The organism is Sulfuricurvum sp., assembly GCF_028688295.1.
Lineage (GTDB): Bacteria > Campylobacterota > Campylobacteria > Campylobacterales > Sulfurimonadaceae > Sulfuricurvum.
Genome location: NZ_JAQTYM010000022.1, coordinates 21,243 through 34,261, shown reverse-complemented (window position 1 = coordinate 34,261; position 13,019 = coordinate 21,243). Strand labels below are relative to the sequence as shown.

Below are 13,019 nucleotides of genomic sequence, written 5' to 3'. Positions count from 1 at the left end.
ATAAGTATAGCTTTTTCCTACTGTTTCTGAGATTTTGCCCATAGAAAATGGTTAACTTACCCTTCCCCTTTATCCACTTTCCCCCGCATTTTCTTAGTATTCCCATGCTTCGTTTTGCTGTCCATCCGTCGTTTTTGTGAGTTCTTCGTCGGTTTGGTCGGTTTACGCTTTTTTTGAACGATAGTAACACTTTTGATAAGCTCTTTGAGACGTTCCAATGCCGCTTCTTTGTTCTCTTCCTGACTTCTCGATTCTTGGGATTTGATGTTGATGATCCCGTCTTTGGTAATACGGTGATCGGTGATCTCAAGGAGGCGTTCTTTGTAAAAATCAGGGAGTGTTGAGGCGTTTATGTCGAAGCGAAGATGGATCGCGGTGGAGACTTTGTTGACATTTTGCCCGCCAGCTCCCTGAGAACGGATCGCGTTTATTTCGATTTCAGAGTCTGGGATACTAACGGTGTGGGAGATTTGCAGCATTAACTTGTTTGTTGTCAGACAAAAATAGCCTCTTTCTCAATATTCTGTTTGAGATAGGGATTCATTTTTTCACGATAGCGGATGACATCAACATTGAGATGAAAAAGTTCTTGAAGTGTGTTTTTAGCATGAACGATAGCGAACATATCAGGAGTTTTAGTTTCCACCACTACATCGATATCGCTATTTGGTGTGGCTTCATTACGGACAGTTGAGCCAAAAAGACCTATACGAACGATACCGAAATGATCGGCGAAATCATTCTTGAACTGCTTTAGAATATCAAGAGCTTGATCTTTTTGCATTCGTGTCCTTTTGATTTTAATAGAGTGATTGTAGCATATTCTACTCTATCTATTATCTCCCCCGTCCGCCCGATTTTTTAGGGGAAGGTTTTTTCGTGTTTCCAAAGGCACTGTTTCTCGTCGAGGTATTTCCCTTATCGGCAACCTCTTCGCGCGCTAAACGCGGTCCGCGCTTGCCGACAAATTTCGGCTGAACGGGAGCTTTTTTACGTTTATTACCGAATGCTCCGGCTGTTTTTTCTTTTTTCTCGTCTGCTTTGGAGAGGCTTTTACCGCGTGTTTTTACCAGTGCATTATCGGCTGGGGGTTCAAATCCAGGAACTAAAATCGTCTCAACGTTTTTACCGAGCATGGTGATGATTTTTGACCATGAGATATGCTCACCCGAAGAGAGGAGTGTAATCGCCAAACCATCATTCCCTGCGCGTCCGGTACGTCCGATACGGTGGAGGTAGTCGGTGCTGACGTGGGGGATATCGTAGTTTATGACAACATCCAGTCCATCGATATCTAGTCCTCGTGCGGCGATATCGGTGGCAACGAGGATACGAGCACTCCCCTCTCTAAACTCACTGAGGGCACGATCTCTGGCACCATGTTTTTTATCGCCGTGGATAACAACGTTTTTAAGCCCACTAGCTGTTAGATCGGCACTTACCTCATCCGCTTCAACTTTCGTACGGGTAAAGACGAGAACTTGCGGATAGTTGTTAGAGCCGATCAAAAAGGACAATAGCTCTTTTTTACGCTCTTTTTCAACCGGATGCACCACTTGACGCAGTGTCATATCGGCGGCTTTGAGGTTGTCGATCTCGATCAAAAGGGGTTTTTTGAGGATCTTTTCACTCAACTGTTTCACGGCAGGGGTCATGGTTGCCGAAAAGAGCATATTTTGACGGTTAATCGGGAGGAGATCGATAATCTGCCCTACTTCGCGAATAAATCCCATGTCAAAAATCGTATCAGCTTCATCAAAGACTAAAAACTCGATTCGTGAGAGGGGGACATGCCCTTGTTTATTCAGCTCGATAAGACGTCCGGGAGTGGCAACGATGATATCGACCCCCTCCCCTAGCTCTTTGGCTTGACGTGCCATATTGGCTCCACCATAGAGGGCAAGCGTTGTGATCTCAAGCCCCTGTGCATAGGTTTCAATCGCTTCAGCCACTTGGGAGGCGAGTTCGCGTGTCGGAACGATCACTAGCGCTCTGGCACTGCTTTGTTTAGCACCTCCGGCACTGATGAGTTTATGGAGGATCGGAAGGGCGAATGCCGCTGTTTTTCCCGTCCCTGTTTGTGCCGCTCCAAGAACATCACGACCCCGTAAAACGAGAGGAATCACCTGTGTTTGGATTGGTGTTGGCTCACTGTACCCAATTTCACTAAGGGTATCTAGAAGCTGCGGGCTAAGCCCTAAAGTCGTAAATGACATATGAATATTACCTTTTTGGTATTTTGTTCACGAATGTTAACATTTTATCGCTTCAAACCTCCCCATTATGCCGTTTTTTTTGCTACGATAGCGCAATTGATTTGAGAGGGAGAAAATAGTGAAAGCAATCGTGCTTTTAGTGACGTTAACAGCGTTTGTATGGGGAGCTTCGACAAGCGGAATTGTATTAGATAAAAAGAGTTTAAAACCAATTGCATCCGCCATCGTTATCGCCGGCAATAAAGAGTACCGAACCGATGAAAACGGTACATTTCGTATTCCGCAAACCAAATTTATTGGAGTACGCGCAGTCGGATATGAACGTAAATTTTACAAAAGCGGCGGGAAAATGTATCTCGAACGTGTCATACCCAAAGCACTCTATCTCTCCAGTTTCGGTGCTACCAGTTCAAAGCTGATGGGAAATGCGAAAAATTTGATTAATACGACCGAAATTAATGCTCTCGTCATCGACATCAAAATGGATCGCGGGCAAATTGCTTTTAAAACCGCCAATCCTATCGCTAACAAAATCGGAGCACAAGAGATTATCCTCTTTAAAGATTTACCGAAATTCGTGGCCGATTTGAAAAAGGAGGGGATCTATACCATCGCCCGTATCGTCTCATTTAAAGATACCCCCTACGTCACGGCTCATCCACAATACGGCGTCAAAAAAACCGACGGAACACTCTTTAAAGATAAAGAGGGACTTTACTGGGTCGATGCATCCCGCAAAGACTCTTGGAAATACATTATCGATATTGCCGAAGAGTCGGCTAAAGCGGGCTTTGATGAGATTCAATTCGATTATGTCCGTTTTCCGGATCGCAAAGGGATCAAATTTTCGGTTGAAAACAACCAAGCTAACCGTGTACAAGCGATCAGCGGCTTTTTAGAGAGTGCCCGTACACGTCTCATCCCGTATAACGTTTTCATCTCTGCTGATATATTCGGTTATGTCAGCTGGCATAACGCCGATATCGAAATCGGCCAGCGTGTCGATGCGCTCGCCCCGTATGTCGATTATCTCTCTCCAATGCTCTACCCATCAGGATTTAATGCAGGTATTCCGGGATACACCAATCCGGTAGCGGCAAACTATGAGATCGTGAAACACTCCCTCGATAAAGCACTCGAAAAATCGGGAGGCTCACCTCTGGCTTATAGACCGTGGCTCCAAGCATTCCGTGACTACGCGTTTGATCGCCGTATCTACGGTGACAAAGAGATTCGAGATCAAATCCGCGCTAGTGATGACTTCGGTAGCTGCGGATGGATTTTGTGGAATCCGCGCAACGTCTATACAGCGGCAGGGCTCATCCGCCTCAACCAAAATATGACTAAAAACGACAAAACAAATCCGACCAAACCTGCTTCTTAATTGATGTTTCAAACACTCCAAACGCTCCCTATTTGGGAGCAAATCTCTACAATCAGATCCACCCTACTTTCACATAATCGTCTCATCCTCCAAGCCCCTCCGGGTGCGGGGAAAACGACCGCCGTCCCCCTCGCTCTTCTCGATGAACCATGGCTACTAGGCAAACAGATCATCATCTTAGAACCCCGCCGTATCGCTGCTCGCAGCGCCGCGTCACGTATGGCACAGTTGTTGGGTGAGAGTGTAGGAAAGCGGGTCGGTTATCAAATCCGTTCGGAGAAAAAACTCTCTCAGGAGACTAAAATCCTCGTTGTCACCGAGGGGATTTTAACCCGTATGCTCCAAAACGATCCCTCTTTGGAGAATATCGCTCTAATACTCTTTGATGAGTTTCATGAGCGCCATCTCCACAGTGATCTCTCCCTCGCTTTTTCCCTCCAGTCTCAGGAATTTTTACGCGAAGATTTAAAGATCATGGTGATGTCGGCAACGCTCGATACCCGAACTCTCCAAACACTCTTAAACCACCCTCCTCTTATTAGTAGTGAGGGACGTAGTTTTCCCGTCGCTATTGAGTATCGAGAGCCCAACATTCCCCTCATCGAGCCTAAAAAAATACTCTCTGCGCTGATGAGCCTAATCCCAACCATCCTCTCAAACGATGAGGGGGATATCCTCGTCTTTTTAGCCGGAACCTATGAGATTAAAGCGCTGGAAACCTCTCTAAGAGAGCATTGCCGCTCGATGGATGTCGATATCGCTCCACTGTACGGTGAACTCTCCAAAGAAGCACAAGAGCGTGCCATCGCCCCTAGCCCTAAACGTAAAATCGTCCTCGCCACAAACATCGCCGAAACGAGTCTCACTATCGAAGGAATCAAAATCGTTGTCGATTCGGGTTTAGAAAAAGTCCTCACATTTGACCCTCACAGTGGGATGGAGCAACTGGTCACCCAAAAGATTTCACGTGCGTCAGCCGAGCAGCGCGCCGGTCGTGCCGGACGGCTAGGAGCGGGAAAATGTTACCGCCTTTGGAGTGAGATGCAGCACCACACCCTCATAGCCCATAAATCCCCCGAAATTCGTTTGTGCGATCTTACCCCATTGGCATTGGAGCTTAGCGCATGGGGTGATTCGGAACTCTCTTGGATCGATCCGCCACCAATGAAAGCACTAGAGCATGGGCGTTCACTCCTTCGTGCATTAGGGGCGATTGATCAGCGAGGGCATCTTAGCGAACATGGAAAAGAGATGATGGGTTTAGGGATTCATCCCCGTTTAGCCCACATGATACTCATCGGGCGCAATATGGGATATGAATCCGAGGCAATCCTTCTCGCCGCAATGCTACACGAACGCGATCTATACGCCAAAACCCCTTTTTCCTCTTCGGACATGAGTGAGCGTTTTTGGATACTCTCAGATTACCTCCGTGAAAACCGTATCTCTCCTACCCTCGTTGAGAATGCAACGATCATCGTAAAATCAGCACGTGAACTCTCAGGACGGCTCCATACAACACTTCGTTTGTCCTCGGATTTCCCCTCTTCGATGATAGCGATTTTACTGACATTGGCCTATCCCGACCGTATTGCCCGTCAACGCAACCCAAAAGAGAGACGCTATCTCATGAGCAACGCCAAAGAATCCGTGTTATCCGCAGAGGATGATTTAGTCGGTGAAGAGTGGCTCATCATCACACAAAACGATGGTAACTCATCGATGGCACGAATCTATCTCTGTGCCCCTCTCGATATCGATTTACTAAAGCACTATCTCCCCGATCTCTTCGAGCGTGAAAAAAAGATCACGTGGAATAGTGATACAAAACGTGTCGAGGCCAGAGAGCAACTCTGCATCGGAGCAATCCTCATCGACTCACATCCGCTCCTTAACCCTGATCCTGCGGAGGTTAGCCGGATTCTTTTAGAGGGGATTCGTCTGCATGGGCTGAACTCGCTCTCATTCTCAGCACAAGCACTCTCTCTGCGCCATCGTCTCATGGCACTGCATCATTATGATCCCGTGAATGCCTATGGAGATTTTAGCGATGCAGCCCTCTTGGATTCTTTGGAAACATGGCTCTTGCCCCACCTCACGACCCAAAGTTCTCTACGTGAATGTGAGAATCTCGATCTCTATAGCATTCTCTCTGCGCAGCTAACGTGGGAACAAACTCAACGGATCAATGCTCTATTGCCGACACACTACATCGCCCCGACAGGAAGTTCTATTGCACTGGATTATTCCAATCCCGAAGCGGTGATATTGGCGGTGCGGATACAGGAGGTTTTCGGACTAAGTGAGCATCCGAGCGTCATGGAGGGAAAACTCCCTTTACTGGTACATCTACTCTCCCCTGCCCGCCGTCCGATACAGGTAACCCGCGATCTCATAGGATTCTGGGAGGGTTCCTACAGTGATGTCAAAAAAGAGCTAAAAGGGCGTTACCCAAAACATTACTGGCCCGATGATCCGCGCACAGCCGAGGCGACAAGCAGAACGAAAAAACAGATGTAATGGTTAGACTATTACGAAATCAGTATAACTGAGATTTGTAGGTATACCCGATAGAGTAGCGAACTGTACAGAAATAGCAGCACCACTTCCATCTGCATCATAGTGCAGAGCTCCTGTGGACGTATTATAAATTACTCGATCATTCGTATCGAGTCCCTTACTGTATCCATTTCCACTGATAAACTCGGTAACATCTAAGGTAATTCCTATTTTTGTAAAAATCAGATCCTCCAAACATATTAAATCTTCCAAATGGGTAAAATCTGTAATTTTATCAATATTTGAGACACCCAATGTTTTCGTAAAATAAAATTTATCTGTTCCACCGTTTCCAGTCAATATATCAATCCCAAGACCACCATTAAGAATATTATTACCGCTATTACCGATCAAAGTATTACTCTGAGTACTGCCAGTTGCGTTAATATTTGCAGTTCCGCTCAAAATTAGTGTTTCTATATGCGATCCCAATGTATAGCTTACACTGCTATAAATACTATCATTTCCACTGCTCACTGCCTCAGTAATCTTATCTGCAATATTATCAACCACATAGGTATCATTCCCTGCTCCGCCACTCATAATATCGGCATTAAGCCCGCCATCAAGCAGGTTGTCTCCACTATTTCCTATCATTGTATTTTTTAACGTGTTTCCAGTCCCACTTAAATTGCCACTCCCTAATAACGTCAAATTTTCTACGTTATTCTCTAATACATAGCTAATATAACTTTGTACTGTGTCTATTTCAGTACTTAACACTGATGTCTCGATAATGGTGTCGTTCAGATCATCTACGACATAGATATCATTGCCCGTTCCCCCAGTCATCGTATCGGCTCCAATTCCCCCATCAAGCGTGTCATTACCAATCCCACCCTCTAGAATATCGGATCCCATCCCTCCTCTTAGAATATCATTCCCTGTTAACCCATACAAAGCATCTGAATTACTCGAACCAATTATGAGGTTATTAAAATTATTACCGATACCTGTCGCACTATCCATACCCATAAAGCTTAAGTTTTCAAAATTAGCCCCTAGAGTATAGCTGCTTAATATCGTCTCGATTGTATCGATTCCCCCTGCATTTGTTACTCCGTTTAATACCGTCATTTCACTAACGATATCTCCTAAATTATCCACTACATAGGTATCATTACCCACTCCACCCAGCATCGTATCCAATCCGCTACCACCGTCTAAACGATCGTTGCCAATCCCTCCACTAAGAATATCATCACCGATTAGCCCTAAAAGTATATTATTGCCGCTATTACCCGTTATTCTGTTGTTCAATCCATTGCCCGTACCATGAATATGAACTGAACCCATCAAAAGTAAATCTTCGACATTGTCACTCACTGTATAGGTAACAGAAGCTTTCACTAAATCAATTTCAGAACTTACTACGCTTGTTTCTACGACGATATCGGCTATATTATCAACAATATAAGTGTCATTACCTAATCCACCAACAAGAGTATCTATCCCTAATCCTCCACTCAAAATATTATTACCGCTATTACCGATAATTGTATTATTTTGAGTACTTCCGGTTCCATTAATATTTCCAGTACCGACTAGCATCAGCGTTTCGATATAAGGACTAAGAGTATACGTAACGCTGCTTTGTACAGTGTCATTTCCTATACTGCTCGTCTCACTGATGCTATCCCCTACATTATCAACGATATAGGTATCATCTCCCGCACCGCCGATCATCATATCGACACCATCCCCTCCGTTGATGATATTATTCCCTTCATTGCCAGTCATGGTGTTTTTGAGGCTGTTACCTGTACCGTTAATATTCGCTGTTCCTATTAATTTTAAGTTTTCTAAATTCGTGCTCAGTGTCCAACTGGTTGAGCTTTGTACGGTATCGATCTCTGTAGCGAGTGTTGATGTTTCACTGATGATATCACTTGGATTATCGACTACATAAATATCATTCCCACTGCCTCCGATCAATGTATCGGCTCCAATACCACCATCAAGAATATCATTCCCAACACCGCCATCAAGGGTATCATCTCCTAGTCCGCCTCGAAGTGTATCATTACCCGATAATCCATATAATCTATCTGTAGCATCTGCACCAACAATTACATTATTTACAGTATTCCCCGTTCCTACTACCCCATTGAGACCCAAAAATGTCAAATTCTCAAAATATAGCCCAAGTGTATAATTCGACAAAACAGTTTCTACCGTATCAACCCCACCGGCATTCGTAGTTCCATTTAATACTGTCATTTCACTCACAATATCGCCTACATTATCCACTACATACGTATCGTTCCCAATTCCCCCAAGCATCGTATCTAAACCGTTCCCACCGTCCAAACGATCGTTCCCTGAGCCGCCCGTTAAAACATTGGCGGCAGAGTTTCCGATTAAAATATTATTGAGGGTATTCCCGATTCCATTCAACGCTGTAGCACCCAATAAGGTCAAGTTTTCAACATAACCACTTAAAGTGTAGTTTATAGATGTTCTAACGGTATCGATGCCACCCATACTCGATTCAGTAACAATATCCCTGATATTATCCACCACATAGATATCATCACCGTTTCCTCCGGACATTTTATCAGCACCGATACCTCCATCCAAGATATTAGCAATGCTATTACCGATCAAGATATCGTCTCCACTTCCACCAATACCATTTTCAATAATTGTGTTATAAGCAATAGAAATATTATTTGTCATTGAATTTCCGGATGAAAAGCTTCCCGGATTGAGATTAACAGTACTGTTACCTAACCAACCACTCAAATCGAGAGTATCTTCCCCTCCAGTATCATATAAAGTTAAGATGGGATGTGCATTGGATGAAAAATCGTAAATAGCAGCTGATTCATCGACAATCGTTGAATTAAAGCCATAGATAGTATTACCTAAGCGCGTTTGCGTATCGGCTCCATACATACTTTGCATTGTCAGAATATCGTGCAGCATAGGAGTTTGAGGTGAATACATTTGTCCATCTGCTCCGATCCAATCTGCCCAGGCCACTAATCCAAGACCCGCTTGTAATCCCACTCCCCAGCTTGGACCAAAATAGGACATAATCGTATAAACAGTACTGTCATAATAGTTCGATGGCTTCCATGTCCCAGAACCATTATAATTGCCGGAATGATCTAACCCAAGTGCGTGACCGATTTCATGCGCTAAACTAACATACGAATGCTTTCCTATTGTCGGACTAAGAAGATCGGCATAGTTAGCAGACATCCATACAGAACCGATCGATGGGTAATACGCATGAGCGTAACTAATCCCTGTTGTACTATTACCAAACTCAAGGTTAGCACTGCCAGATGTATACGAGATTGAAGGAGCAATAATATCGTCCCAGATACGAAGTGCTAAAGTTGATAACGATTGTTGTGCAGTATTAAAGCCGTAAAAACCGGCGAGTTCTGAAGTTCCATAAATAGCACTGGCCAATGTCGGAAAAGTATATGTTATTGATGGACCACTCCACTTATAGCCTGAATTGAGCTGATTCAGAACTTGAGCAGTAGTCCATTTACTTAAAGTAGCCATTAAACATACCTCTCTGAAGTCTTGTAATATTATATTGTAGCAAGGAATATTCAAAAAAGAGATATATTAAAAATATAGAGTAAAAAAATTTCTATTATATTTAGCTTCTTTATTATCTATCTTGTTGTCCAATACTTTCCATTGAGAGTTTTGACTATTTTTACTTTTCCATCAATAAATTCTACTTCTTCGCTAACAGATGATTTTTCTACGTGTTTAATATCATTTTCGTAATTATATCCCTCTATCGTGATTGTATAATTGACACGATATTTATTAGCTCCTGCCGGAGAAATATAGAGTGAGTCTATGGTGCATTTAACTTCATTAAAAATAGAAAAGCTGTTTCCCAACGTCTCTTCTAAATCCATAAGGGTGGTACCATCACTGCTACTCATCCATTCATCAGACAGTAAGCTCATCAAGGATGAGAGATTTTTGTTGGAATATTCTTGTGCAAAACGCTGGTAAAGTTCTTGGATGAGTGATTGTTGATTGATAGCTGAGAACGATCGGACGGCATCACTATGAGATGCTAAACGCTCTTGAATTTTATACAATAGATTGGCTATTAGCATTTGGTCTGGCAGAGGTGTACCTTTTGTTTTTGCCTCTTCAAGTGTTGCTGCATATATTTTATGCTCCGCATTGAGCGCTTTATAGGTATCGATATATTCTTGTGTTTCACTAATAGCAAGCACTTCTACTTTTGCGTGAAGGGTTTTTACTTCACGAAGCATCACAGATTCTACAACAGACTCTTCCAAGCGTTTTTGTTCAATGAGTTTTCCTTTAAGCGCCATCAACTCTTGAATGCGAAGTCTAAGCTCTATAAATTTTTTTCCAAGAGGAAAATCCTCAAAAGAATAAGTCGTAAAGGTATCATTAAATTTTCCATATTTTGCATAATATACTGTTTCAGGACTATTTTTCATATCATCAAGAAGCGGTGGGAATGTTACTGTAAAGGGAAGCAATGGAGCAATTTCTTTCAGTTTTACTAGGTAAGAATCCTCTTTTTTGATATCCATCTCTCCTATAAGTTTCTCACATTTTTCCAAAGTGCTTTTCCAGACAACCGTGTCATTCACAAGAAAATTATCCTCAGGAGCTGGTTTAAATGCTTTGCCTTCAAAAAAATTATTCAGTAAAGCTTTTGTATTGGGCATATTGCCTTGGATAAATTGATAGACGTTTAATTTTACGAGATCTTTTTTTACTTTTTCAAGCTTTTCATTTTTTGCCAGTTCTTTCTCTAGGGCATAATGTGAATAAGGCTCAAAAATAATGGCATAATTTCCTTCTTTAGATCGCTTCATGCCTGCAGTAAGAACCATTTTTCCTGATTCTGCGTCCATCGAAAGAATATCTTGAGAAAGCAACTGAGTGTACCATTCTCTCCACTGTTTTTGAAGTTTGTCTAAGTATTCATAATCCCTTTGACGGTTGCTCAGCTCACTTTCTACAGCAGTTAAATATTGGGTTGCTTCAGAGCGAATTTTTGATAGATCGATGTTTGACATTCGTTCATCTACTTTGCGGATGGTTTCTCTGTAACCATTGACATTACCATACAATTGTCTAATCCCATTGCTCTCTTCTATGGTGTAAGCAGTCACTAATTTGGCTTTTTGTTCAGCCTCAGTTTCTGTCTTTGAGGCTAAATCATTAAAGAGGGCAAGGGTTTGATCATCTAATTTAGGAAAATTTTTCCATTCAGATTTTACTGCCTCAAGGCTATAAAGAGCGCTCTCAAGAGAGGAGAGAGAGGCAATGATAGCGTCATGTGTTGATGAGGGAGCGATAATTAGCTCTTTACGTGAGGCAATGATATGTTCAACTGAATGAAGCGATACACCTTCATCATTAATCTTGCCAATAGCTGTGTATACGTGCTCTTTGAGGTATGCATTTGCCCCTATTGAGGCATTCTCAATGTCGGGCTTCCAATGCATTGTGACATTGTCTGGATTAAAGTCATGAAGTGTACTATAGCCTTTGCCGTATGTTCCTGAGAGCTTTTGCAAAAAGGTCCCTAGTGCATTTCTTTGTTGGTAAACAGTGCTACTTACGCGTTTCATCTCTGTCATGACGTGATTGATCATCTCATTTAATCGCGCTTTATCACTTCTATAGCGATACATAGCAATAGCTTCAAGTACATCGTAAGCCTTCACGGTTTTTTCTTTCGCATTCTTCCATCCCAAATCCAAACTTTCTTGCGCCATGCGAATATCATCTTCTTGAATTTTTTTATTTTCGCTTTTAAGCCATTGAATATGAGGTGTTGTATTGACGGATGGCTTGGATGACTCTACCGCATTAAGTTTGTCGTTAAACAAAGGACCTAGTTCTTTAAAAAGAGTATCTTGTAACGTCACCCATTCACTCACAAAGCGTAGAGCTCCCTCCAAATCATTATTAGAGAGTATTTTCTGTAATTCATCAAAAGCGGGTTCTTTGTATTCAAGTGTTTTTTCATTGGCGAGCTCAAGGGGAGGTTTAAAAGGCTCTAAAAGAGATTTTTCAAATTCTTGCATAGTAGGAGAAGCTTTTTTATCTGGTGTATGAAGATTTTGGACAATCTCTCCTTTGTTGGAGTCTATCTCTTTATCGAGTTTTTTAACCCAATCAAGTGCTTGAAGTTGAAGAGCGGCAAACTCTTTTTCCAGAGCGTATTCACTGATAACCATGGCATTGACTGCAAAAACATTGCTCTCTTCCGCAAGCTTAAAAAATACCCCTCTTGCGTTTTGCTTGAGTGCAAAATCAGGACTTTGAGCATTGGCTTCTGCCCCAGTTTTGATTTTTTGTAGCTCTGCTAATTTTGCAGGGAAAAGTGCTTTTTGTTTTTCAAGGGTCTTGAGTTTTGTATAATAAGCGATAACTTCATCTATATTATTGAAAGCTTTTCCAAATTGTTCACTGAATGTTTTAAACTTTTCAATCTCTTGTCTTAAACGTGCTTCTGTCCACTCTTTTTGGACTTGTTTGTTTAAATCTTGAAGCAACTCTTTAATCCATCTTCTTGAAACATTTTCAAATTCTTGTAATTGAGCCAACTCACCCTCTTCTTGAATAGCTTGAGCTGAGCCACTCATGCGGTCCCACAAAGAAACAGATATTTCAGGAAAATCTTCTCCTAGTTTTATTTTGACATACGCCTTGACCAATTCTCTGGTGGAAGGGTCGGTGATGAGATATTTGTTAAAAAAATAAGTAACCGTATCGCTATCTACAGGAATCGTCGCAGGAGCGTCACCGGAACTTGAGCCTATGATTCTTCGGTCTTGATTGACAACACCATACAGTGTTTCAATTTGCAATGCTGCTTTGGT

Annotated in this window: 7 protein-coding genes; 2 read left to right on the top strand and 5 right to left on the bottom strand. The window is 42.5% G+C overall.

The features are described from left to right. Positions 1-56: 56 nt before the first annotated feature. From arfB to PHR02_RS06535, 3 genes are read right to left on the bottom strand one after another with little or no spacing between them, the layout of a single operon-like run. The gene (gene arfB, locus PHR02_RS06545; RefSeq protein WP_366141173.1) at positions 57-470 is read right to left on the bottom strand and encodes an alternative ribosome rescue aminoacyl-tRNA hydrolase ArfB; all 414 of its coding nucleotides are present in this window, start codon (positions 468-470) and stop codon (positions 57-59) included. Between the two features lie 23 nt (positions 471-493). Further along, complete coding sequence (locus PHR02_RS06540; RefSeq protein WP_299990395.1) at positions 494-784, bottom strand: nucleotidyltransferase domain-containing protein; 291 nt, start codon at positions 782-784, stop codon at positions 494-496. A gap of 52 nt (positions 785-836) precedes the next feature. After that, positions 837-2,216, bottom strand: coding sequence for a DEAD/DEAH box helicase (locus PHR02_RS06535; RefSeq protein WP_299990394.1), 1,380 nt, complete (start codon positions 2,214-2,216; stop codon positions 837-839). A 118-nt stretch (positions 2,217-2,334) separates the two neighbouring features. Between PHR02_RS06535 and PHR02_RS06530 the strand changes: the two genes are divergently transcribed. Beyond that, entirely contained in the window at positions 2,335-3,600 is a 1,266-nt protein-coding gene (locus PHR02_RS06530; RefSeq protein ID WP_299990392.1) for a putative glycoside hydrolase, read from the top strand. A 3-nt stretch (positions 3,601-3,603) separates the two neighbouring features. After that, a complete protein-coding gene (gene hrpB / locus PHR02_RS06525; RefSeq protein ID WP_299990399.1) occupies positions 3,604-6,120 on the top strand; it encodes an ATP-dependent helicase HrpB in 2,517 nt (838 codons plus the stop codon). Between the two features lie 3 nt (positions 6,121-6,123). Here the strand turns inward: hrpB and PHR02_RS06520 are convergent, their stop codons facing one another. After that, the gene (locus PHR02_RS06520; protein WP_299990390.1) at positions 6,124-9,681 is read right to left on the bottom strand and encodes a M10 family metallopeptidase C-terminal domain-containing protein; all 3,558 of its coding nucleotides are present in this window, start codon (positions 9,679-9,681) and stop codon (positions 6,124-6,126) included. A 116-nt stretch (positions 9,682-9,797) separates the two neighbouring features. Next, the gene (locus PHR02_RS06515) at positions 9,798-13,007 is read right to left on the bottom strand and encodes a hypothetical protein (protein WP_299990388.1); all 3,210 of its coding nucleotides are present in this window, start codon (positions 13,005-13,007) and stop codon (positions 9,798-9,800) included. Positions 13,008-13,019 lie beyond the last annotated feature (12 nt).